This is a genomic window from Ewingella sp. CoE-038-23 (genome assembly GCF_040419245.1).
In the GTDB taxonomy this organism is placed as follows: Bacteria; Pseudomonadota; Gammaproteobacteria; order Enterobacterales; family Enterobacteriaceae; genus Ewingella; species Ewingella allii.
The window spans coordinates 790,666-812,189 of sequence record NZ_JAZHOH010000001.1; the positions used below are offsets into that span (position 1 = coordinate 790,666).

Consider the following 21,524-nt stretch of genomic DNA (forward strand, 5'->3'; position numbering starts at 1 on the left):
TCATGGTTCCTTTAAGTAACGAAATCAAACTCCTCATTATTGAGACATTGAATCTCGAGGGGATGACCCCTGAGGAGATCGACACCGCTTCGCCGCTGTTTGGTGACGGTCTGGGACTGGACTCCATTGATGCTTTAGAACTTGGGTTAGCTTTAAAGAATAAGTATGGATTGGTTCTCTCTGCAGAGAGTCAGGAAATGCGCGCGCATTTTTATTCGGTAGAGACCCTCGCTAAATTTATTTCTGAACAGCGTGGTTGAGAGAGACGTATGCAGAAGCAAGAGATTTATCAAGAAATTAGAGTACTGCTGGTGAAACTGTTCGAGCTTGATGAAGATGATATCAAGCCAGAATCAAGACTGTATGAAGATCTGGATTTGGACAGCATCGATGCGGTCGATCTCATCGTGCATTTGCAGAAAACCACGGGTCGAAAAATCAAACCTGAGATGTTTAAGTCGGTGCGCACCGTCCAGGATGTGGTTGACGCCATCGGCCAACTGCTCGAATCAGAACCGCAGTAAGAGAGTGTCGCGACTGATTCGAGCCAGCCAGTGGCTGTTGCCGCTAGTCATTTTGGCTTATCCCTTTGCCGTTTGGTTGGGAATTAAGCACGCAGGCATAGCAGTTCTGGCCCCTATTTTAATCGTGGTTTTTATTCTGCGGCTGATCACTTTTCGCGGAAAACTGAGCCAGCTGGCGTTTTTGGGCAAAGCGATTGCGGCGGTGGGCATCCTGCTGGCGCTTTCGAGCTGGGTGCTGAATAAGAGTCAGATGCTGCTCTACTACCCGGTCGCGGTGAATGCATTACTGTTTATATTGTTTTTCTCCTCTCTGTTTTATACGCCAACAATTATCGAACGACTTGCTCGTTTGAGTGAGCCGGATTTACCGCCAAGGGGCATCGCTTATACGCGAAAAGTCACCCAGACTTGGTGTGTGTTTTTTATTTTTAACGGTGCATTCGCGCTTTATACCTGTTTGCGCGGGGACCTTGCGCTATGGACGTTTTACAACGGCGGGTTAAGTTATCTGCTGATTGGCTTATTGATGAGTGTTGAATGGATAGTCAGAAAAAGGGTGCGGCGCGACTAACTTTGCCAATATCAGGCTGGCTGTCAGCAGAGCGGCCAGATGACCAACGGGTGGCCTGGTCCAAAAGCCGCGAATGGCAGGTAAAAGATTTGCGGCTTGATGTGCTTCATCTCGTCAATCAAATCAGCGCCACGACGGCGGCAAGATGGGCGCTCTGCTTTGATAGCCCTTACGCCTTTACCGCCGCTCTGCTGGCTGTGCTCTACTGCGGGCGAACGCCGATTTTACCCGGCCATTGTCGTCAGGCGGTGCTGCGCGAGATGCAGCCTGAGTTCGACGCACTGCTTACTGACCAGCCCCTCGAACTGAATTGCCCGACGCTGTACTTTCCTTTCGACTCTCAACCGCCACCATCGCCTGAATCACTCGCTCTGCCGCCGTGGCAGGAGGGGCTGTCGGTGGTGCTTTTCACCTCAGGCTCGACGGGAACGCCGCAAAAAGTGGTGAAAACCCTTGCCAGCCTTGAGCAAGAAGCTGAGTGGCTGGCTCAGTGCTGGCAAGAATTCCCGGCTAACGCTCGACTGGCCGCCACGGTGGCGCATCACCATATGTACGGGCTGACATTCAGTCTGATTCTGCCTCTGTCGCTGGGGTTGCCGATTTACGCTAGCCGAATCGAATACCACGAGCAGCTGATTGAGTTGGCCCATGGCGGCGATCTGGTGCTGATTGCCAGCCCGGCCTTCTTGCAAAGGCTTGACCCCGCGCTGCCTGCTACCCACTGCCGGCAGGTATTCTCTGCGGGTGGCCCACTGAGTTATGACGCCGCCCAGCGCGCTCTGAGCCAATGCGGCGTGCTGCCGACAGAGATTTACGGCACCACGGAAACCGGCATTCTCGCCCAGCGCCAGCAACAGGTGCCCAATTCGCCGTGGGAGCTATTTGCCGGCGTCACTCTGGTTGGCCATGATGAGGGCGGCCATTCGGCACTATCGGCATTGATCCCGCAGCCCAAAGGCGTGCGGCTGAACGATAATATTAAGCTGCTGGCCGATCCGCGCCAGTTTCACCTTGGCGATCGTCAGGATCGGGTGATTAAGATTGCCGAGCAGCGTATTTCGCTGACTGAAGTAGAGCTACGTTTGCAGGGGCTGGAGTGGCTGTCAGATGCCAGCGTGCTGGTGTTCCAGAAGCGCGGGCGGGATCACGTCGCGGCGCTGATTGTGCTGAGTTCAGCCGGGCAGCAGCAATTAGGCAGCTTGGGGCTGGCCGCATTTCAGGCTGCGCTGCGTCAGCAACTGCGCGCTTGGCTTTCCCCGGTCGCCATTCCACGGCTTTGGCGAATCGCGCCTTCCATCCCGCTCAATGCCCAAGGAAAACGGGCCTATGCGGAAATACAGGAAATGTTTTTATGATGATGCCAGAGGTGCTTCACTCTCAACGCGAGGCAGATGTCCTGACCCTCACTCTGCGCCTACAGCCTGAGCTGCTGTGGTTCGAAGGTCATTTTCCCGAGTTGTCGATTCTGCCCGGCGTCGCGCAGGTGAACTGGGTGATGGCATTTGCCCGCCAAGATTTCCCGCAGATGGGAACCTTTGGCGGCATGGAAGTACTCAAATTCCAGAAGCCGCTATTTCCTAACGAACAGGTTGAGCTGCGCATCGAATGGCTGAAAGAGAAGCAGCGTCTGGCGTTTAGCTATCAGGCTGCACAGCAGGCGGCGAGCAGCGGGAAAGTAATTTTATGTCCTTAACCGCCGCCGATTTCCGCCCCTGCATCATTATTCCCTGTTTCAATCATGGCCCGATGATGGCGGGCGTGTTGGCGCGTCTGGATAAATTCAACCTGCCTTGTCTTATCATTGATGACGGTAGCGAACCCGCCACGGCGCTGGAGTTACGGCGTTTATCCGCCGAGCTGCCTCAGGTTTCACTGACGCGCCTGACTGAGAATCAGGGCAAGGGGGCTGCGGTCATCGCGGCGTTAAAACAGGCTTCAGCCTTGAATTACACCCACGCGGTGCAGGTGGATGCCGACGGGCAGCACCAGTTGGAGGATCTTCCGGCGATGCTCGCTGAGGCGCAAAAATACCCGGATGACCTGATCTCCGGCCAGCCAATCTATGATGAGTCGGTGCCGAAATCCCGTCTATACGGCCGCTATGTCACCCATGTTTGGGTATGGATTGAAACGCTGTCGCTGTCGCTGAAAGACAGCATGTGCGGCTTTCGCGTTTACCCGCTGGCCCCTTGTCTTGAGCTAATGCAGCGCCATCGGCTGGGTGAGCGAATGGATTTCGACACCGAAATCATGGTTCGTCTCTATTGGCAGGGGACGCGCAGCCGTTTCCTCCCCACCCGCGTGACTTATCCGCAGGACGGCCTCTCGCACTTTGACGCCCTGAAAGACAACCTGCGCATTTCGTGGATGCACACCCGCCTGTTCTTCGGCATGTTGCCGCGCATCCCCCGGCTACTGCGAATGCGGCGCAAAGTGACTGCTAACTCACACTGGTCGCAAACCCCCGAGCGGCAAGGGCTGTGGGGCATCCGGCTGATGCTCAAGGTCTATCAGCTGCTGGGGCGCAGAGCCTTTGAGCTGCTGCTCTATCCGGTGATTGGCTATTTCTGGCTGACCGGGCGAACCCAGCGTCAGGCCTCGCAGCACTATTTACGCCGCGTGGCGCGCTATGCCGAGCTGCATCAGCACCGCTTGCCTTATCGGCTGAGCAGCTTCCGCCATTTTCTGCGTTTCGGCGACGCCATGCTGAATAAACTCGCCAGCTGGCGCGGCGATACCGTGCTCGGCCACAACGCCGTGATGGTTAATCGTGAACTTTGCGAAGCGCAGATCGCCTCCGGTCGCGGGACGCTGATCCTTGCTTCCCATCTTGGCGATATTGAATCCTGCCGCGCGCTGGGCGAGCTCAATCACAATGTGAAGGTCAACGCGCTGGTGTTTACTCAGCACGCCGAGCGTTTTAATCAGATCATGAAAGAGGTCAATCCGCAGGCCAATATCAATCTGATCCAAGTCTCGACCCTTGGCCCGGATACCGCCGTGATGCTGAAAAGCAAGCTGGAAGCCGGGGAGTGGGTGGCCATCGTCGGCGACCGAACTTCCGCCGGGCAGCATGCTCGCGGAGAAGCGCCTCGGGTAGTGCGCAGCCGTTTTCTTGGCGAACTCGCCACTTTCCCGCAGGGGCCGTTTATTCTGGCTTCCGCCCTGAAAGTGCCGGTGTTCCTGATGTTCGGCCTGAAGCAGAACCAGCAGCTACATATCTATTTTGAAGCCTTTGCCGACCCTCTCTTACTGCCGCGCAATGAGCGCCAGCAGAGTCTTCAGGCGGCGGTCGATCACTACGCGCAGCGGCTGGAGCACTATTGCCTGCTGGCGCCGCACGACTGGTTTAACTTTTTTGATTTTTGGCAGCCGCCGCAGGTGGATGCTGCACAACGGGACCCAGACTGATATGCCTTCGAAACTCGATCCGCGCTTTGACGACCCGCGTTTTAGCACCCGCGTAGAGATATCCATTCCTTTCCATGATGCTGATGCCATGGGCGTAGTGTGGCACGGCAACTATTTTCGCTATCTCGAAATCGCTCGCGAGCAGCTGCTGAAGCAGTTTGATTATGGCTACCGGCAGATGCAGGCTTCGGGCTATGTGTGGCCGATTGTCGACACGCGGGTGAAGTACATTGCGCCGCTGCTGTTTGAACAGCGCGTTGAGGTGCATGCTCAGCTGGAAGAGATTGAAAACCGCCTGCGCATTGGCTACCAGATTTTTGACTGCGCCACCGGCAAACGCACCACCACCGGCTACACCATTCAGGTGGCGGTAGATGCCGAAACCAACGAGATGTGTTTCGTCTCGCCACAGGTTCTGTTCGACAAAACGGGGATCGCGCTGTGAAAACTATACTGCTTTTTTGCCTGAGCTTGTTCAGTCTGGCCTGCCACGCCGTGACCCTCGACGAGTTGCAGCAGCGTTTTAGCCAGCAGCCGGTGCTGCGCGCCCAGTTTGAGCAGCAGCGCAGCATCAGCGGCATGAGCCAACCGCTAAAGTCCAGCGGCAACCTATTGATTGCGCAGAAAAATGGCCTGTGGTGGCAGCAGGAGAAGCCTTTCAGCCTGACGCTGCTGTTAACCGAAAGCCGCATGGTGCAGACCATGCAGGGCCAGCCGCCGCAGGTGGTGACGGCGGACAACAACCCGCAGATGTTCCAGTTTAACTCGCTGCTGACCGCGCTGTTCCACGCTGACCGGCAGGCTTTGCAGCAGAACTTTAAACTTGATTTTAGCGATAAAGGGCAGGGCGCGTGGCAGTTGACCCTGACGCCAACCACCACGCCGCTCAATCGGCTGTTCCGCAACCTGCATCTGGAGGGCAGCGCCTTTCTGGATAATATAGAAATCAATGACATGCAGGGCGATGTCACCCGCATTCGCTTCTTCAATCAGCAAACCCAACCGGCGACGCTGACCCCGGCGGAGCAGGCCCACTTTGGCGCCTAACCTTCACCGCAGGCTGGCGCAGGGCTGGCTGCTGATTTGCCTGCTGCTGGTGGCCGCGCTGGTGGTTATTCTGCCGCGCAGCCAGATTAACAGCAGCGTACTGGCACTGCTGCCCAAGCAGCAGCTGGCGGGCGTGCCGGATGCGTTATCTCGCGGCTTTAGCCAGCGGCTGGACCGGCAGCTGGTGTGGCTGGTCAGCCCGCCGCAGACGGCCGGAACCGCGCCGCTGGATGACTGGCTGGCGCGCCTTCGCCAGCTTCCCGCGCTGGGCGAGGTGCAGGGGCCGATGAGTGCCGAACAGCAGCAAGCCTGGGGGGCGTTTTTCTACGCCCATCGCAACGCCATGATGGACGATGCCACGCGCCAGCGGCTGACGTCGGGGGCGCAGGCCCAAAGCCAGTGGATCTTGGGGCAGGTCTATTCCGCTTTCGCCGGGGTCAGTGGTAAAGAGTTGAATCACGACCCCTTGCTGTTGGTGCGCGCTTCGCAAATGGCGCAGCAGCAGAACAGCGCGGGCATGAGCCTCGACGACGGCTGGCTGGTGGCCACCGACAAGCAGGGCCGCCGCTGGTATCTATTGCACGGCGAGCTGAAAGCTTCTTCCTATGACATCACCAGCGGCAGGCGGGTAGTCGCCGCGCTACAGGCGCAAAAGCAGGCGTTCGAGCAGCAGTGGCCGGGAGCCAAAGTGCTGGAGCGCGGCACGGTGTTCTATAGCGATTACGCCAGCCATCAGGCCGAGCGTGATATTTCCACCATTGGGCTGGCCTCGGTGATTGGCGTCTTCGCGCTGATCCTGCTGATGTTTCGCTCGATCCTGCCGATGCTGCTCAGCCTGCTGTCGATCGCCATTGGCGCGCTAAGCGGCACGGTGGTGACCCTGTGGGTGTTCGGCGAAATCCATATCATGACGCTGGTGCTGAGTGCCAGCATTGTCGGCATCTCGGCCGACTACACGCTCTATTTCCTCACCGAGCGGCGAGTGCACGGCGCGGAGAATTCGCCGCTGGAGAGCCTGAAAAAACTCTTTCCGGCGCTCTCTGTCGCCTTGCTCACCACGGTGGCGGCCTATCTGATGCTGCTGATCGCGCCATTCCCCGGTTTGCAGCAGTTGGCAGTGTTTGCCGCCGCTGGCCTGAGCGCCGCCTGCATTACCGTCATGTGCTGGTACCCCTATTTATCGCGCAATCTGCCGGTCGGCACCACGCCGGGGCTGGGGGTGATCCTGCGCTGGCTGCACGCCTGGCGCAGCCGTAAAGCTATTCGCGTTGGGCTACCGCTGCTGTGTGCCGCGCTGGCGCTGGGTGGATTAGCGCGTCTGCATATCAATGATGACATTGCCGACCTGCAAGCCTTGCCCGCCGACCTGCAACAGCAGGAGCAGCAGATGGCGGCGCTGACTGGGCAAACTAACGATCAGAAATGGCTGGTGGTTTACGGTGAAAACGCCGAGCAGGCCCTACAGCGGCTGGAGAAGCTGCGCCCGGCATTGGCAAAAGCCAAAGCGCAGGGCTGGATCGACGGCTATCGCGCCATTGGTCTGCCTTCGCTGCATCAGCAACAGCAGGATTTGGATCTGCTGCGCCGTCAGGCTCCGCAGGTAGTAACTCAGTTACAACAAGCGGGGATCGCCTTACCGGCGGCGGATCTCAGCGATCGGTTTGTCACGCCGCAGGCGTGGCTGGACAGCGTGGTCAGCCAGGGCTGGCGGCTGTTGTGGCTGTCACTGCCCGACGGGCGCAGCGCCACGCTGGTGCCGGTCAACGGCGTGCATAACGGCGCGGCCATGGCTCAGTTGGCGAAAGAGTTTGCCGGAACCGGCTGGGTGGATCGCAAAACCGAGTTCAGCCAGCTGTTCTCCGAGTATCGCGTCTACCTCTCTTATCTGCTGGGGCTGGCGGTGCTGTTCATCGCCGCCATCTATCTGTGGCGCTATCGCCTGCCGCACGGCCTGATCTGCCTGGTGCCGACTTTGCTGTCTCTGGCGATGGGCGTCGCGGCGCTGGGCTACAGCGGCCATAACCTCAACCTGTTTTCACTGCTGGCCTTGGTGTTGGTGCTCGGCATTGGCATCAACTACACGCTGTTCTTTACCAATCCGCGCGGCACGCCGACCACCTCCATGTTCGCCATCTTTATGGCGGTGGTTACTACGCTGCTGACGTTCGGCATGCTGGTGTTCAGCTCGACTCAGGCGATCAGCAGTTTTGGCATTGTGTTGAGCTGCGGCATTTTGACCGCCTTTCTGCTGTCGCCGCTCACCCTGCCGGTCAAAAAAAGAGGAAGAAAAAAATGAGCCGAATGCTAACGGCCTTGATGGTGCTGTTGCTCAGTGCCTGTGCCTCACAGCCCAGACCGGATGAAACCGCGCAGGCGTGGCTGAAACCCGGCGTGCGGGTAGCTCTGCCGACGCCGGAGTTTGCCAAGCCCTTCAATCAGCAGCAGTTATTGACCGCCACGGTTGACGGCAAGCAGCAATCTTTGCTGGTGCTGGTGAGCGCCGACGGCAAGTCGCTACAGATTGCCGGGCTTTCTCCTTTGGGCATCCGCCTATTTAAAGCCACCTACGACGCGCAGGGGATCCACACCGAGCAGGCAATGAAAATCGCCCAACTCCCTCCTGCTAATCAAGTTCTGGCCGATATCATGTTCTGCTACTGGCCGGTGAGTCGCTGGCAGCCGTTGCTACCGGCGGGTTGGACGCTGAAAGATCAGGGCGCGCGGCGGATTTTGGCAGACAATAAGGGTAACGAAATTACCCGCATCGACTATTTGCAGCGCGGCGCAGAGCGCCAGCCGGTGTCCATCACCCAGCGCGCTTTCCATTACCAGATAACCATTCAGAACGTGGATGACTAACATGATTTACTTCTCTGCCGTCGGGATGGTGAACGCGCTGGGTAATAATTTGCATGAGATTGCCGATAACCTCGCCCATGGCCGCGCGCCGGGCATGTTGCCTGACAGCCAGTATTTGACCAGCAAACGGCAGATTTGGCTGGGGCAGGTCACCGCCGACTTGCCGCCGGTGCCCGATGAGCTGGTCGAACACCGCAGCCGCAATAATCAGCTGCTGCTGGCCGCGCTGGCGCAGATTGAGCAGCCGATTCATCAGGCGATTGCCAAGTATGGCCACCAGCGCATTGCGGTGATCATGGGCACCAGCACCTCGGGCATTGCCGAAGGGGAAGTGGCAGTCAGCCATCATCAACAGACCGGCGAACTGCCGGCGGATTATCACTATCAGCAGCAGGCGTTGGGCGATCCGGCGCAGTTTTTGGCGAAGTATTTAGGCACAGAAGGCCCGGCTTATACGCTGTCGACCGCCTGCTCCTCCAGCGCGCGGGCGATCATTAGCGGCCAGCGGCTGATTGCCGCCGGTCTGGCGGATGTCGCGCTGGTGGGCGGCGCGGACAGCCTGTGCCGCATGCCGATTAACGGCTTTAATAGCCTTGAGTCCTTGTCCCACGGTCGCTGTACGCCCTTTGCCGAGGGGCGCGACGGTATTAACATTGGCGAGGCGGCGGCGCTTATTCTGCTGACCCGTGAACCGGCAGATATCGCCCTGCTGGGCTTTGGCGAGTCTTCCGACGCCTGGCACATGTCCGCGCCGCACCCGGAGGGGGAGGGCGCAGAGCGGGCAATGCGCATGGCCTTGCAGCAGGCCGGAATGACGCCGGACGACGTGGGTTACATCAATTTGCACGGCACGGCGACGCCGCTGAACGATCGGGCCGAAGCCGCCGTGACCCATCGCCTGTTCGGCGACCGCGTGCCTTGCAGCTCCAGCAAGCATCTGACCGGGCATACATTGGGTGCCGCTGGGGCGACCGAGGCGGCGCTGAGCTGGCTGATCCTCAATCAAGATTTGCCCTTGCCGGCGCAGGATTTCTCCATGGCGGCCCGCGATGCGTCACTGCCGGAAATCGACTTAGTGCTGGCAGAACGGCGGCCTGCCCGCCCGGTTATCTTATCCAACTCATTTGCCTTTGGTGGCAACAATGCCTGCATTCTGATTGGGAGAGCGCCATGAGCCGTCACTACTTGCCCGCCAAGGATTATCTGCCCCACGCCGCGCCGATGGTGCTGATTGAAGAGGTGATCGACGTGGGCGAGGTCAGCGCGCATTGCCGCGTTAGGGTGTCGAAAACCGGCATTCTGGCGCCGTTTCTCACCCCAACGGGAACATTACCCGCGTGGTTTGCCATAGAGCTGATGGCGCAGACGGTGGGGGTGTGGAGCGGCTGGCACGGCAAGCAGCAAGGCACTGAGCCGAAGCTTGGCCTGTTGCTCGGCGGGCGCGGTTTGAAGTGCGCCGTGGCGGAGTTCGCCGCTGAGACTCTGTTAGATATTCGAGTAGAAATGATGTTGCGAGATGAAAAGCTCGCCAATTTTGAATGCGCCATTACGCTGGCAGGCGGCGAAAACGGACAGCAAGAGATCGCGCACGCGAGGCTGAACACTTATCAGCCCGACGCGGATGAAATAATAAAATTAACCCAGGGGATGCAGCAATGAGTCGTTCAGTATTGATTACTGGGGCGAGCAAGGGGATTGGCAAAGCGATTGCTGGCCAGTTAGCGCGGGACGGTTTTCAGGTGGTGATCCACTACCATCGCGACCGGGCCGGGGCGGAAGATACGCTGCAACAGGCGCTGGCGGCGGGCGGCGCAGGGCGAATTGTTAGCTTTGACGTCAGCAACCGCCAGCAGTGTCGGGAAGTGATTGAAGCCGATATCGCCGCACACGGTGCCTATTACGGCGTGGTCAATAATGCCGGTATTACCCGCGATGGCGCTTTCCCCGCGCTGACTGACGAAGATTGGGACGGCGTAATTCATACCAATCTCGACAGCTTCTACAACGTGCTGCATCCGTGCGTGATGCCGATGATTGGCCTGCGGCAGGGCGGGCGCATTATTGCGCTCTCCTCGGTTTCCGGCGTGATTGGCAACCGTGGGCAGGTGAACTATAGCGCCGCCAAGGCGGGAATTATCGGCGCGTGCAAGGCGCTCTCCCTCGAACTGGCAAAACGCAAAATCACCGTCAACTGCATCGCGCCGGGCCTGATTGACACTGGCATCGTCGACATGGAACCGGCGGCAATGGACGTGGCGATGAGCATGATCCCGCTGAAACGCATGGGCAGCGCCGAGGAAGTCGCCGGACTTGCCAGCTATTTGATGTCGGATATCGCGGCCTACGTGACCCGCCAGGTGATTTCCATTAACGGAGGCATAGCATGAGTCATCGCGTGGTGGTAACCGGCATGCAGGGCGTGACCGCCTTTGGTAATAGCTGGAGCGAGGTTTCTGCTCGTTTGCAGCAGGGGCAAAACGCCGTGCGCCATATGGACGAATGGCTGGAGTATCAGGGGCTGAATACCCATCTTGGCGCGCCAATCGATGACTTTATTCTGCCCGCGCACTATACCCGCAAACGCATTCGCTCGATGGGGCGCGTGTCGCTGCTTTCCACCCGCGCCACTGAGCTGGCGCTGGAGCAGGCCGGGCTGCTGGACAACCCGGTGCTGACCAATGGCGACACCGGCATTGCCTATGGCTCTTCAACGGGCAGCACCAAGCCGGTGAGCGAGTTCGCCACCATGCTGACCGAAAAGCACACCAATAACATCACCGGTACTACCTATGTGCAGATGATGCCGCACACCACGGCGGTGAATACCGGGCTGTTCTTCGGCCTGCGCGGGCGGGTTATTCCAACTTCCAGCGCCTGCACCTCGGGCAGTCAGGCCATTGGCTATGCCTATGAGGCCATTAAGCACGGCTACCAGAAGGTGATGGTGGCAGGCGGCGCGGAGGAGCTTTGCCCGTCTGAGGCGGCGGTGTTCGACACGCTGTTTGCTACCAGCCAGCAAAACGACGCGCCGCGGCTCTCCCCGCGTCCGTTCGACAAAGCGCGCGACGGGCTGGTGATTGGCGAAGGGGCGGGCACGCTGATTCTGGAATCGCTGGATCACGCGCTGGCCCGTGGCGCGACTATCTATGCAGAAATCATCGGCTTTGCCACTAACTGCGATGCGTCTCACATCACCCAGCCGCAAAAAGAGACCATGCAGATCTGTATGCAACAGGCATTGCAGCAGGCCGGACTGGCGGCGTCGGACATCGGCTATATCAGCGCCCACGGCACGGCCACCGAGCGCGGCGATATTGCTGAGAGTCAGGCTACGGCGGCGATCTTCGGCAATAAGACGCCGATCTCTTCGCTGAAAAGCTACTTCGGCCACACGCTGGGGGCCTGCGGATCGCTGGAAGCGTGGATGTCGCTGGAGATGATGCGCGAAGATCGCTTTGTGCCGACCATCAACCTGACTGATCCCGACCCCGAGTGCGGCGATTTGGATCACATCATGGGCGAATCGCGATATATCCAAACTGAGTTTATTCAGTCGAATAACTTTGCCTTTGGCGGCATTAACACTTCGCTGATTTTCAAACGCTGGCCTTAAGCATGAGCCGCTGCCTGATTGCCACGGGTTCTCTCAGCAGCCGGTTCGCGCCGGAGCTGCTGCCAGAGTCCGTGTTACAACAGGCCGCTGGGATGGGAGACGCGCGGCGTCTGGCGTTTCTGGGGGCGCGCGCCTTGCTGGCGACGGTGATGCGCGACCATTTTGGCTGTGGCAGATTGCCGGACATTCAGCCCGGCGCCAATGGCAAACCGGCCTTCTGCGACCCCGCGCTTCCGCACTTCTCTTTGAGCCATAGCCATCAGCACCTGCTGGTGGCGGTGTGCCCGTCTGACGAAGTGGGGTGTGATATCGAGGCGCTGCGCCCGCGCGCATCGATGGCAGAGCTGGCCCGCGAGGTTTTCAGCAACTTAGAAACCCAGTGGTTGCAAGAGCAGGGCGAACAGCTGGCGGCGGCCTTCTGGCAGCTTTGGACCTTACGCGAAGCCTGTCTCAAGCAGCAGGGCGGCAGCGTGTGGCAAATGGCATCGGTGACAATCGACCCTCTGGGGCATCAGTTTTCCGCGCCATCGGCGGCTGGCCGGTTGATGAGTTGGATAAAGGCTGATTCGGCTATCGCGCTGGCCCTGCCGCCAGCCATTGAGCAGATTGACGCCTTCTCGGCAGGCCCATCGGGCCAGCTTGCCCCTTGTTCTCCTTCATGGCTACCTTTCTCCCGCGCCGATTGATGCGTTAAAATCAAAAGTCTTCTGACCAAGCTGTCGTTTTTATCCATGAAACGGAAGTTCATACTCTCCCTCATACGATTTACCGGCTCGCCGGACTTACTTTAAATTCAGAAAGATAGAGAGAAAAATATGAGCATCCCTGCATTTGGTCTTGGCACATTCCGTTTGAAAGATGAAGTGGTTAAAGCGTCCGTTTCTACTGCGCTGGAACTGGGCTATCGTGCTGTTGATACCGCACAAATCTACGGCAACGAAGCCGCCGTGGGCGAAGCGATTGCCGACAGCGGCGTGGCGCGTCAGGACCTGTACATCACCACCAAGATTTGGGTGGAAAATCTGGGCGCGGAGCAGGTGATCGCCAGCCTGAAAGAGAGCCTGACCAAGCTGAAAACCGACTACGTTGACCTGACGCTGATCCACTGGCCGTCTCCGGGCAACGCGGTAAGCGTGGCAGAAACCATGCACGCGCTGGTTGAAGCGAAGAAACTGGGCCTGACCCGTGAGATTGGTATCTCCAACTTCACCGTAGCGCTGATGCAAGAAGCCATTGACGCCGTTGGCGCAGAAGCCATCGCCACTAACCAAATCGAACTGTCTCCGTTCTTGCAGAACCAGACCGTGGTGGAATTTGCCCGTAAAAACGGCATCGCTATCACCTCTTACATGACGCTGGCCTACGGCGACGCACTGAAAGACGAAACCATTATCGCGATTGCGGCGCGTCACGACGCGACCCCTGCGCAAGTGGTGCTGGCATGGGCGCTGCAACTGGGTTACGCGGTCATTCCTTCTTCTACCAAGCGTGAAAACTTGGCAAGCAACCTGCTGGCGCAACAGTTGAAACTGACTGATGCCGATATGGCTGAGATTGCCAAGCTGGAACGCAATGGCCGTCTGGTTAGCCCGGAAGGTCTGGCGCCTGAGTGGGATTAATTCCTCAAAACGGTTTTAGTGTCTGGAAAACCCATGCTTAGGCATGGGTTTTTTCGCATTAGGCGGGGTTGAGCTTTTCACTGAGAAAATCGATAAAGCAGCGAATGCGGGTGCTGACCGTCTGATCGCTATAATAGACCGCGTGCAGCGGCATGGAGATCCGCATGGTGTCAGGGATCAGCAGTTCTACCAAATCTCCACGGTCCACATCCGGCTGGGTCATAAAGTCCGACAGGCAGGCAATGCCGTTGCCCATCAGGCAGAGCTGGCGCAGCGTCTCACCACTTCCCGAGCTAATAAAGGGCGTGATGGTTAACTGCTGGCCATCGGCGCACAGCAGCGGCCACTTATTCAGCGCCAACACTTCGTTAAAGCCCAGACAGCGATGCTTCTTCAAGTCATCGGTGGTTTGCGGCGCCCCCCATTTATCCAGATAGGCGGGCGAGGCCAGCACCCGGCGATAGCTCAACATCAGCTTGCGGGCGCGCAGGCTGGAGTCTTCCAACTCTCCCACGCGAATCGCGACATCCACCTTTTGGTCAATCAGATTAATATTGCTCTCGGAGGAGAACAGCGCCAGCGACATCTTGGGAAAGCGTTCGGTGAATTCGGCCACCAGAGGGGACACCACGTGGAGGATCACCGGCGTGGCGGCGTCAACGCGTAGCAACCCCTGCGGGTCATCGCGATGCTCGAGCAGGTCGTCCTCGGCGGCGGCCATCTCCTGCAAAATCTTCTGCACGCGGACAAAATAGCGCTCGCCTTCGTGGGTCAGGCTTATCTGGCGGGTGGTGCGATTAAGCAGGGTAATGCCCAGCTTCTGCTCGAGGCGTTTCAGGGTGCGGCTGACCACCGAATTGTCTTGTTCGAGCTGTTCAGCGGCGCGGCTGAAACTGCCCATTTCAACCACGGTGACAAAGGTCATTAACTCTTCCGAACTGGCTTTCATTGATGTCACTCCAGCAGAAATCATTTGATACTTTGGTTATTTCTGTCATTTAAGCACAAGCAGATAATAGCCGCCATCAAATCGATATTCATTGTGGAGTAAGGTTATGCCTCTTGCATTGTTAGCGCTGACCATCAGCGCATTCGCTATAGGAACCACCGAGTTCGTGATTGTTGGGCTGATCCCAACCATCGCGGATCAACTGGGTGTTTCAGTGCCATCAGCCGGTTTGCTGGTGTCTATTTATGCCGTGGGTGTGGCCGTTGGCGCACCTGTTCTGACGGCGATGACCGGCCGCGTGCCGCGTAAAGCCCTGCTGATTGGCCTGATGGTGTTCTTCACCATCGGCAACCTGCTGGCGTGGCAGTCACCCAACTACAGCACGCTGGTGGTGGCGCGGCTCCTGACCGGGCTGGCGCACGGCGTGTTCTTCTCGATTGGTTCGACTATCGCCACCAGTCTGGTGTCGAAAGAGAAAGCGGCGTCGGCTATCGCGCTGATGTTTGGCGGGCTGACCGTGGCACTGGTGACCGGCGTGCCGCTGGGGACCTTTATCGGGCAGCATTTCGGCTGGCGCGAAACCTTCTTGGCCGTCACGCTGATTGGGGTGATTGCTATTATTGCCAGCGCGATTCTGGTGCCGAATAACATTAAAAATGGCCCTTCGGCGAAGATCGCCGATCAGCTGAAAGTGTTGATGAACCCACGCCTGCTGCTGATTTACGCAGTCACCGCGCTGGGCTACGGTGGGGTGTTCACCACCTTCACCTTCCTCGCGCCGATGATGCAGCAGCAGGCCGGTTTCTCCGCCAGCATGGTGAGCTGGATCTTGCTGGCCTATGGCGTGTCAGTGGCTATCGGCAACATCTGGGGCGGCAAGCTGGCGGATAAACACGGCGCGGTGAAAGCCCTGAGCATCATCTTCGCGGCGCTGGCTATCATCCTGTTTGTGTTCCAGTTCACCGCCAACTTTGCAATCCCGGCACTGATCACCCTGATGGTGATGGGCATCTTCGCCTTCGGCAACGTGCCTGGTTTGCAGGTGTACGTGGTGCAGAAAGCAGAAGAAGTGACGCCGAACGCGGTAGACGTGGCTTCCGGCCTGAACATCGCCGCCTTCAACGTCGGGATTGCTATCGGTTCCGTGGTTGGCGGACAGGTGGTGTCGAGCATTGGTTTGGCGCAAACGCCGTGGATTGGCGCGGTGATTGTGCTCGGCGCACTGGCGCTGATTCGCCTGAGTGGTCATTTGGATAAGAAAAACCAGCTGGCCATGGCCTAAGGCTTTCCGGCAGTGCAACGCGCGGCTCACCCTCGGGTGGGCCGTTTTGCTTTCAAGGATTAACTCATTAACAAGGCATAGCAAAAATCCTATGCTACCTTGATAACAGATCGCCGACGGTCAGGCGGGCAGGGTGTATACGATTGTAAACAGATTTGGCCTGAGCACTGACGGGCGTATACTGAAACGTCCGCTGCCTTCGAGCAGCATGATTTTTGATTGAGTAAATAGGCGATAAGCGTGCCGAAAAGAACATATGCAATGAGGTATGTTGCAGGTCAACCGGTCGAGCAGATCTTTCCAGGTGCCATGGCACATCTCAGTACTGGATTGCCTCCCGGAGCCGCGCTGCCCAATTCCAATACTCTACGCGTGATGGTGTGGAACATTTTCAAGCAACAACGGGCCGACTGGCTTTCGGTGTTGCAAGGTTTTGGCAAAGATGCCCAGCTGGTGTTGCTGCAAGAAGCGCAAACCACTCCGGAGCTGATTCGATTTGCCACCTCTCACTATTTGGCCGCCGATCAGGTTCCGGCCTATATGCTGCCTCAGCACCCCTCTGGCGTGATGACGCTCTCCGCTGCCCATCCGGTCTACTGCTGCCCCCTGCGCGAGCGTGAGCCACTGCTACGTTTGGCTAAATCTGCATTGGTGACGGTCTACCCGCTGCTAGACGGCAGACTGCTGATGGTGGTGAACATCCACGCGGTGAATTTCAGCATCGGGGTGGATGTCTACAGTAAGCAGCTGGAGACCATCGGCGAGCAGATTGCGCACCACAAAGGGCCGGTGGTGATGGCGGGGGACTTCAACGCCTGGAGCCGCCAGCGCATCAACGCCTTGTTCGGGTTCGCCAATAACATTCGTCTGCAAGAGGTGAGGTTCCCGTCTGACTTCCGTCGCCGCGCCTTTGGCCGCCCGCTGGATTTCATCTTCTATCGCGATTTGAGCGTCACCCATGCGACGGTGATGGAAACGCAGGCGTCGGACCATAACCCGCTACTGGTGGAGTTTCTGGCCGATCAGAGTGCGGCGAACAAAGCTCTGTAAGCCGATTTCCGCAAATTTGAGCATAAAAAAAAGCACCCGAAAGGGTGCTTTTTTGTAGGGATGACGCTGCGCATAGCATCAGGTGTCTGGCGTTAACTTATTGCTGACAAACAGAGTCAGCTTAGTGCCGGGCTGAAGGTTGTCTGTGCCAGCATTCCAGCGCATCACATCTTTGATGTTTACGCCGTGACGCTTAGCAATGCTCGACAACGAATCGCCTTTGCGAACCTGATACGTAATACTGCCGCCGTTACTGCTACTTGCCGAACTGACGCTGTTATCCGCCACTTGCAGGGTTTGCCCAACTTTTATCGCGCTCGCCGAGCGCAAATTGTTCCAACGCTGTAAATCACGGGTCTTAACGTTCAGTCTTGCTGCAATCCCTGACAAGCTATCGCCGGAGCGAACCTTGTAAGCTTTTGCGCCAGACGGAGCGTTGCTCGCTAGTCTGGTATTCTGCACGGCTTCGATGTCGCCATCGGCCAGAGAATCCTTCAACTGCGCTGCATGAGCCGTCGGTAACACAATGTAGTGCGGGCCGTTAGGCGCGGTAACATTTTGTTTGTAGCCAGTATTGTACGACTTAAGCTTAGTCAGTGACATGCCCGCCATCTCAGCCGCCTGAGTTAACTGCATCTGTTGCCCCACTTCAACACGCGCTAATGCGCGGTCTTGGCTCGGCGTCGGTAAGCTAATTCCGTACTTTTTGCTATGCTTTAAAATATCACTCAAGGCTAACATTTTCGGGACATAAATCGACGTTTCACGAGGAAGCGCCAGTGACCAGAAATCTGTCGGACGACCTTTAGCTTTATTCGCTTTCACCGCTTGCATGACTCGGCCTTCACCGCTGTTATACGCTGCGACAGTCAATAACCAGTCACCGCCAAACATCTTGTTTAGGTTTTGCATCATATCAAGCGCAGCAGTTGTAGACGCCACGACATCGCGACGACCGTCATACCACTGGTTTTGTTTCAAACCATAGTTGCGCCCCGTTTGTGGCACGATCTGCCACAGCCCCGCAGCGTTAGCTGATGAGGTTGCTTTAGGGTCAAAAGCGCTCTCCACTATGGGTAGCAGTACCAGTTCCATCGGCATATTGCGTTTCTTAATCTGCTCGGTGATCCAGTACATGTACGGCTCTGCCCGTAATGTTACATCGTGGAGATAGCTCTTATTTTTTAAGTATTTTACTTTTTGCTCACGGATCCGGGCATTTTCCGGAACCTTCATCTTCAGCTCGTCGCCAATGAAGTTCCACAGATTCTTTTGCGCGATAGAGTCATCATTGTCCAACCATCGCGAAGAGGTTAACCGCCCCCCATCTGTGTACTCTCCTGCTTCACTTTGACTTGCTGAAGACAAACTCTGTGCATGCTGTTCTGGCACCTTCACGTCCTGCCTGGACGCTTGGCAACCCACTAGCAACACCGAGGCGAAGATTATCGCTTTTGCCTTCATGTGTGTGTCAATAGTTGCTTAAAAGACGAGCGATAATACTTTGCTTAGTCCAAAAACACAACCTTTTGCTTCAGAAGCTATCCTTGAGGCCCCTTAGATGGGCGAAAACTTGCCAAGAAGGCTTTAAGGGATCGTTAAGGTTTAATTTGTTTTGTAAATCAACATCATCGCATCGTAAAAACAGGTTAATTTTTCGTTCTAAACCTAGGGTTGTAGGCAGGGAAGGTTGCCCCTTTTTACGCATTTCCTGCACATTCTGTTCATGAGAATCAATATCAGAATCGTCTGGCAGAATTGACCGGGCAAACTTAAGATTTGAGAGAGTATATTCGTGTGCCGCGCAGACTAAAGTGTCATCTGGAAGCTGAGCTAACTGTTGAAAGGATTGATACATTTGCTCAGGCGTCCCTTCGAACAATCGGCCGCATCCGGCGGAGAACATGGTATCTCCGCAGAATAGGTAAGGGGCGCTATAGTATGAAATATGACCTAAAGTGTGCCCGGGCGTAGCAAAGATGTGCCATTTCGCCCCGCCAATTTCGACCTCATCGCCGTTTTTAAGAATTTTCTTAGCACCTTTGCTCGCCGTTTCTTCAGGACCGTACACTTTTACAGCAGGGTAATGCGACAGAATCTCATTTACGCCGCCAACATGGTCATGATGATGATGGGTCAGCAGGATGTCAGTCGGGGTTAAATTGCGCGTTTTTAGCGCTTCCAGCACCGGGGCGGCTTCGCCGGGATCGACAATCAAACAGTGACCGTTCTGGTCATCCAATAACCAAATGTAATTGTCCTGCAAGGCGGGAATACTGATAAGATTCATAGATACCTCTCGTTGGCAAACGCTTGAAAGACGAAAATAAAATATGCTACCAGCCCGCACACGAAAAAAAATCACTGCGCCAGCTTCATGGGATGCATTCCCCTGCGGTGAGTATTACCGTGCCGCGCTTGAGCGACAACTTCAAGCATGGTGGGGCAAGTTATACGGTTTCCACCTATTAAAGATTGGCAGTTTGAGCGTTGAACTCGACACCTCAGGCTGCCCCATCTCCCATCAGGTTAACGTCGCTGAGCTGGGAGAAAATCTGCATGTCCAAGGCTCGCAGTACCAATTGCCCTTCGCACACAAATCGGTGGATGCCTGCCTGCTAGCCCATACTTTAGCCTATGCCGAAGACCCTCACCGGACTTTGCGTGAAGTTGATCGCGTGCTGATTGACGACGGCTGGCTGGTGTTAAGCAGCTTTAACCCGTTGAGTTTAGTTGGAATGGCCAAGCTGGTGCCTTTGGTGCGTAAACGCCAGCCTTATGTCAGCCAGATGTTTACCCAAACGCGCTTGCTCGACTGGCTGGGCTTACTTAATTATGAAGTGATGATGAAGAGCCGTTTTCAGGTGTTGCCGTGGTGCGCTAAGGGCGGGGAGACGCTGAGTACGCATCTGCCCGCGCTGGGCTGTATGACGGTGATGGTGGCGCGTAAAAGGACGCTGCCGCTGACGCCGAGCGCCAAGAAGGTGCCGGCAAGGCGTCAGGCGATACCGCAGGCGGTGGGGGCCAGCAGCAAAAGTTATCGTAAAGATCACCAGAGTGAAGATTAACTCTCTGGTTTATAGCCCACGTCATCCAGCGTCGGATTGCCCGCCGCGTCGCGCGCCAGCACGTCACAACGTTCATTCTCCGGGTGGCCCGCGTGGCCTTTGACCCACATCCAGTTCAGCTTATGCCCCTGAATCGCCGCGTCCAGCCGTTGCCATAAATCGACATTCTTGACCGGCTTTTTGTCTGCCGTTTTCCAGCCGCGCTTCTTCCAGTTGTGGATCCAACTGGTGATGCCCTGACGAACATACTGGCTGTCGGTGCTTAAGGTCACTTCGCAAGGGGAGGTCAGTGCCTCAAGGGCCACAATCGCCGCCATCAGCTCCATGCGGTTATTGGTGGTTAGCCGGAAGCCGGCGCTGAACTCTTTTTCGTGTTGCTTGTAGCGCAAGATTGCGCCGAAACCACCGGGGCCGGGATTGCCAAGGCAAGAGCCGTCGGTGAAAATTTCTACCTGTTTGGTCATCTCTGGTAGACTCTTCCGCAGAAAGTAAAAGCCAAGTCTGACATAAACGAGCGCTGCGAGCACTGCAATATGATTTCTTCTCCTACCAGACAGATCGTTCTCGATACCGAAACTACCGGTATGAACAAACTCGGTGTTCATTACGAGGGGCATCGAATCATTGAAATCGGTGCGGTTGAGGTGATTAACCGTCGCCTTACCGGGCGCAATTTCCACGTCTATTTGAAGCCCGATCGTTTGGTCGATCCCGAAGCCTTTGGCGTTCACGGGATCAGCGACGAATTCCTCGCCGACAAACCCACCTTTGCCGACATCGCCGACGACTTCCTCGAGTACATTCGCGGCGGCGAGCTGGTTATCCATAACGCGACGTTCGACATCGGCTTTATGGATTACGAGTTCGGCATGCTGGGGCGTGGTATTGAGAAGACTGAAACCTTCTGCAAAATCACCGATACCCTGCAAATGGCGCGCAAGCTGTTCCCCGGCAAGCGCAACAGCCTTGATGCCCTCAGCGATCGCTATCTGATAGACAACAGCAAGCGTACTCTGCACGGCGCGTTGCTTGACTCCGAGATCCTCGCCGAAGTCTATCTGATGATGACCGGCGGTCAGACCATCATGAAATTCACCCACGAAGGCGACCAGAAAACCGGCGCGGACGGGCAGGGGATCCAGCGCATCGCCAGACCAGCTTCGGGTTTGAAAGTGATCCGCGCCAGCGAGCAGGAGATGGTCTGGCACGAAGAGCGTTTAGATCTGGTGGTGAAGAAGGGGGGAAGCTGTCTTTGGCGGCCACAACCGGCAGCAGAAGAGTAAGAAATTGCCTTTAAAATGCTCGTCTTGCAGAAAAACTGCTCAGTCGAGCGAAATTGTCAGGAAAAGCATTGACGCCATGGCGGGCATTCCTTAATATCCGCTCCGTTCTTAACCGAACGGCGCGGAGCGGTAGTTCAGTTGGTTAGAATACCTGCCTGTCACGCAGGGGGTCGCGGGTTCGAGCCCCGTCCGTTCCGCCAACATTCAGAAGCCCTGAGTTAGCAATAACTCAGGGCTTCGTTGTTTCT

24 protein-coding genes and 1 tRNA gene are annotated in these 21,524 nt (G+C 56.9%); 21 read left to right on the forward strand and 4 right to left on the reverse strand.

All coding sequences use genetic code 11. The features are described 5' to 3' along the window. Nucleotides 1–2 precede the first annotated feature (2 nt). From V2154_RS03770 to dkgB, 16 genes are all read left to right on the forward strand, one after another. Nucleotides 3–260, forward strand: a complete 258-nt coding sequence (locus V2154_RS03770; protein WP_353501110.1) for a phosphopantetheine-binding protein — start codon at nt 3–5, stop codon at nt 258–260. A gap of 9 nt (nt 261–269) precedes the next feature. Continuing rightward, entirely contained in the window at nt 270–524 is a 255-nt protein-coding gene (locus tag V2154_RS03775) for an acyl carrier protein (protein WP_353501111.1), read from the forward strand. After that, nucleotides 478–1,095 carry a COG4648 family protein gene (locus tag V2154_RS03780; protein WP_353501112.1) on the forward strand — a complete coding sequence of 206 codons (618 nt, stop codon included), beginning with the start codon at nt 478–480 and terminating at the stop codon, nt 1,093–1,095. Before V2154_RS03775 ends, V2154_RS03780 begins: the two co-directional genes overlap by 47 nt. Continuing rightward, nucleotides 1,062–2,450: an AMP-binding protein gene (locus V2154_RS03785; RefSeq protein WP_353501113.1), complete on the forward strand. Its 1,389-nt coding sequence runs from the start codon at nt 1,062–1,064 to the stop codon at nt 2,448–2,450. Before V2154_RS03780 ends, V2154_RS03785 begins: the two co-directional genes overlap by 34 nt. Further along, complete coding sequence (locus V2154_RS03790; protein WP_353501114.1) at nt 2,447–2,788, forward strand: ApeI family dehydratase; 342 nt, start codon at nt 2,447–2,449, stop codon at nt 2,786–2,788. Before V2154_RS03785 ends, V2154_RS03790 begins: the two co-directional genes overlap by 4 nt. Beyond that, nucleotides 2,779–4,506, forward strand: coding sequence for a glycosyltransferase family 2 protein (locus tag V2154_RS03795; protein ID WP_353501115.1), 1,728 nt, complete (start codon nt 2,779–2,781; stop codon nt 4,504–4,506). Before V2154_RS03790 ends, V2154_RS03795 begins: the two co-directional genes overlap by 10 nt. A gap of 1 nt (nt 4,507) precedes the next feature. Continuing rightward, nucleotides 4,508–4,951, forward strand: a complete 444-nt coding sequence (locus V2154_RS03800; protein WP_353501116.1) for an acyl-CoA thioesterase — start codon at nt 4,508–4,510, stop codon at nt 4,949–4,951. Next, entirely contained in the window at nt 4,948–5,553 is a 606-nt protein-coding gene (locus V2154_RS03805; RefSeq protein WP_353501117.1) for an outer membrane lipoprotein carrier protein LolA, read from the forward strand. Before V2154_RS03800 ends, V2154_RS03805 begins: the two co-directional genes overlap by 4 nt. Then, a complete protein-coding gene (locus tag V2154_RS03810; protein WP_353501118.1) occupies nt 5,543–7,849 on the forward strand; it encodes an MMPL family transporter in 2,307 nt (768 codons plus the stop codon). Before V2154_RS03805 ends, V2154_RS03810 begins: the two co-directional genes overlap by 11 nt. Beyond that, complete coding sequence (locus tag V2154_RS03815; protein WP_353501119.1) at nt 7,846–8,412, forward strand: DUF3261 domain-containing protein; 567 nt, start codon at nt 7,846–7,848, stop codon at nt 8,410–8,412. Before V2154_RS03810 ends, V2154_RS03815 begins: the two co-directional genes overlap by 4 nt. A gap of 1 nt (nt 8,413) precedes the next feature. After that, complete coding sequence (locus V2154_RS03820; RefSeq protein WP_353503908.1) at nt 8,414–9,586, forward strand: beta-ketoacyl-[acyl-carrier-protein] synthase family protein; 1,173 nt, start codon at nt 8,414–8,416, stop codon at nt 9,584–9,586. After that, nucleotides 9,583–10,071 (forward strand): hotdog family protein, encoded by a 489-nt coding sequence (locus tag V2154_RS03825; protein WP_353501120.1) that lies wholly within the window; start codon nt 9,583–9,585, stop codon nt 10,069–10,071. Before V2154_RS03820 ends, V2154_RS03825 begins: the two co-directional genes overlap by 4 nt. Then, a complete protein-coding gene (locus V2154_RS03830; RefSeq protein ID WP_353501121.1) occupies nt 10,068–10,799 on the forward strand; it encodes a 3-ketoacyl-ACP reductase FabG2 in 732 nt (243 codons plus the stop codon). Before V2154_RS03825 ends, V2154_RS03830 begins: the two co-directional genes overlap by 4 nt. After that, nucleotides 10,796–12,025, forward strand: a complete 1,230-nt coding sequence (locus V2154_RS03835; RefSeq protein ID WP_353501122.1) for a beta-ketoacyl-ACP synthase — start codon at nt 10,796–10,798, stop codon at nt 12,023–12,025. Before V2154_RS03830 ends, V2154_RS03835 begins: the two co-directional genes overlap by 4 nt. A 2-nt stretch (nt 12,026–12,027) precedes the next feature. Continuing rightward, complete coding sequence (locus V2154_RS03840; RefSeq protein WP_353501123.1) at nt 12,028–12,711, forward strand: 4'-phosphopantetheinyl transferase family protein; 684 nt, start codon at nt 12,028–12,030, stop codon at nt 12,709–12,711. A gap of 129 nt (nt 12,712–12,840) precedes the next feature. After that, nucleotides 12,841–13,644 (forward strand): 2,5-didehydrogluconate reductase DkgB, encoded by an 804-nt coding sequence (gene dkgB, locus V2154_RS03845; protein WP_353501124.1) that lies wholly within the window; start codon nt 12,841–12,843, stop codon nt 13,642–13,644. Nucleotides 13,645–13,702: 58 nt separating this feature from the next. On the opposite strand, the gene yafC is transcribed toward dkgB, so the two are convergent. Continuing rightward, entirely contained in the window at nt 13,703–14,593 is an 891-nt protein-coding gene (gene yafC / locus V2154_RS03850) for a DNA-binding transcriptional regulator YafC (RefSeq protein ID WP_353501125.1), read from the reverse strand. Nucleotides 14,594–14,699: 106 nt separating this feature from the next. Between yafC and V2154_RS03855 the strand changes: the two genes are divergently transcribed. Beyond that, complete coding sequence (locus V2154_RS03855) at nt 14,700–15,875, forward strand: MFS transporter (protein WP_353501126.1); 1,176 nt, start codon at nt 14,700–14,702, stop codon at nt 15,873–15,875. A 240-nt stretch (nt 15,876–16,115) separates the two neighbouring features. After that, nucleotides 16,116–16,925 carry an endonuclease/exonuclease/phosphatase family protein gene (locus V2154_RS03860; RefSeq protein ID WP_353501127.1) on the forward strand — a complete coding sequence of 270 codons (810 nt, stop codon included), beginning with the start codon at nt 16,116–16,118 and terminating at the stop codon, nt 16,923–16,925. A gap of 78 nt (nt 16,926–17,003) precedes the next feature. Here the strand turns inward: V2154_RS03860 and mltD are convergent, their stop codons facing one another. Together mltD and gloB are read right to left on the reverse strand one after the other, a co-directional pair. Further along, entirely contained in the window at nt 17,004–18,389 is a 1,386-nt protein-coding gene (gene mltD / locus V2154_RS03865) for a murein transglycosylase D (protein WP_353501128.1), read from the reverse strand. Between the two features lie 70 nt (nt 18,390–18,459). Further along, complete coding sequence (gene gloB, locus V2154_RS03870; protein WP_353501129.1) at nt 18,460–19,215, reverse strand: hydroxyacylglutathione hydrolase; 756 nt, start codon at nt 19,213–19,215, stop codon at nt 18,460–18,462. Between the two features lie 43 nt (nt 19,216–19,258). On the opposite strand from gloB, the gene V2154_RS03875 reads away from it, so the two are divergent. Continuing rightward, on the forward strand, nt 19,259–19,993 hold the full coding sequence (locus V2154_RS03875) for a class I SAM-dependent methyltransferase (protein WP_353501130.1): 735 nt from the start codon (nt 19,259–19,261) through the stop codon (nt 19,991–19,993). On the opposite strand, the gene rnhA is transcribed toward V2154_RS03875, so the two are convergent. Continuing rightward, nucleotides 19,990–20,457 (reverse strand): ribonuclease HI, encoded by a 468-nt coding sequence (gene rnhA, locus V2154_RS03880; RefSeq protein WP_437341988.1) that lies wholly within the window; start codon nt 20,455–20,457, stop codon nt 19,990–19,992. The genes V2154_RS03875 and rnhA overlap by 4 nt on opposite strands. 69 nt (nt 20,458–20,526) lie before the next feature. On the opposite strand from rnhA, the gene dnaQ reads away from it, so the two are divergent. Together dnaQ and V2154_RS03890 are read left to right on the forward strand one after the other, a co-directional pair. Further along, nucleotides 20,527–21,276, forward strand: a complete 750-nt coding sequence (gene dnaQ, locus V2154_RS03885; protein ID WP_185688455.1) for a DNA polymerase III subunit epsilon — start codon at nt 20,527–20,529, stop codon at nt 21,274–21,276. 123 nt (nt 21,277–21,399) lie between these two features. Next, nucleotides 21,400–21,476, forward strand: a tRNA-Asp gene (locus V2154_RS03890). Nucleotides 21,477–21,524 lie beyond the last annotated feature (48 nt).

What these genes read in the sequence shown, in the direction of transcription:
- V2154_RS03770 (WP_353501110.1), top strand. Translation starts at nt 3, where the DNA reads ATGGTTCCTTTAAGTAACGAAATCAAACTCCTCATTATTGAGACATTG.
- V2154_RS03775 (WP_353501111.1), top strand. Translation starts at nt 270, where the DNA reads ATGCAGAAGCAAGAGATTTATCAAGAAATTAGAGTACTGCTGGTGAAA.
- V2154_RS03780 (WP_353501112.1), top strand. Translation starts at nt 478, where the DNA reads ATGTGGTTGACGCCATCGGCCAACTGCTCGAATCAGAACCGCAGTAAG.
- V2154_RS03785 (WP_353501113.1), top strand. Translation starts at nt 1,062, where the DNA reads ATGGATAGTCAGAAAAAGGGTGCGGCGCGACTAACTTTGCCAATATCA.
- V2154_RS03790 (WP_353501114.1), top strand. Translation starts at nt 2,447, where the DNA reads ATGATGATGCCAGAGGTGCTTCACTCTCAACGCGAGGCAGATGTCCTG.
- V2154_RS03795 (WP_353501115.1), top strand. Translation starts at nt 2,779, where the DNA reads ATGTCCTTAACCGCCGCCGATTTCCGCCCCTGCATCATTATTCCCTGT.
- V2154_RS03800 (WP_353501116.1), top strand. Translation starts at nt 4,508, where the DNA reads ATGCCTTCGAAACTCGATCCGCGCTTTGACGACCCGCGTTTTAGCACC.
- V2154_RS03815 (WP_353501119.1), top strand. Translation starts at nt 7,846, where the DNA reads ATGAGCCGAATGCTAACGGCCTTGATGGTGCTGTTGCTCAGTGCCTGT.
- V2154_RS03820 (WP_353503908.1), top strand. Translation starts at nt 8,414, where the DNA reads ATGATTTACTTCTCTGCCGTCGGGATGGTGAACGCGCTGGGTAATAAT.
- V2154_RS03825 (WP_353501120.1), top strand. Translation starts at nt 9,583, where the DNA reads ATGAGCCGTCACTACTTGCCCGCCAAGGATTATCTGCCCCACGCCGCG.
- V2154_RS03830 (WP_353501121.1), top strand. Translation starts at nt 10,068, where the DNA reads ATGAGTCGTTCAGTATTGATTACTGGGGCGAGCAAGGGGATTGGCAAA.
- V2154_RS03835 (WP_353501122.1), top strand. Translation starts at nt 10,796, where the DNA reads ATGAGTCATCGCGTGGTGGTAACCGGCATGCAGGGCGTGACCGCCTTT.
- V2154_RS03840 (WP_353501123.1), top strand. Translation starts at nt 12,028, where the DNA reads ATGAGCCGCTGCCTGATTGCCACGGGTTCTCTCAGCAGCCGGTTCGCG.
- dkgB (WP_353501124.1), top strand. Translation starts at nt 12,841, where the DNA reads ATGAGCATCCCTGCATTTGGTCTTGGCACATTCCGTTTGAAAGATGAA.
- yafC (WP_353501125.1), bottom strand. Translation starts at nt 14,593, where the DNA reads ATGAAAGCCAGTTCGGAAGAGTTAATGACCTTTGTCACCGTGGTTGAA.
- V2154_RS03855 (WP_353501126.1), top strand. Translation starts at nt 14,700, where the DNA reads ATGCCTCTTGCATTGTTAGCGCTGACCATCAGCGCATTCGCTATAGGA.
- mltD (WP_353501128.1), bottom strand. Translation starts at nt 18,389, where the DNA reads ATGAAGGCAAAAGCGATAATCTTCGCCTCGGTGTTGCTAGTGGGTTGC.
- gloB (WP_353501129.1), bottom strand. Translation starts at nt 19,215, where the DNA reads ATGAATCTTATCAGTATTCCCGCCTTGCAGGACAATTACATTTGGTTA.
- V2154_RS03875 (WP_353501130.1), top strand. Translation starts at nt 19,259, where the DNA reads ATGCTACCAGCCCGCACACGAAAAAAAATCACTGCGCCAGCTTCATGG.
- rnhA (WP_437341988.1), bottom strand. Translation starts at nt 20,457, where the DNA reads ATGACCAAACAGGTAGAAATTTTCACCGACGGCTCTTGCCTTGGCAAT.
- dnaQ (WP_185688455.1), top strand. Translation starts at nt 20,527, where the DNA reads ATGATTTCTTCTCCTACCAGACAGATCGTTCTCGATACCGAAACTACC.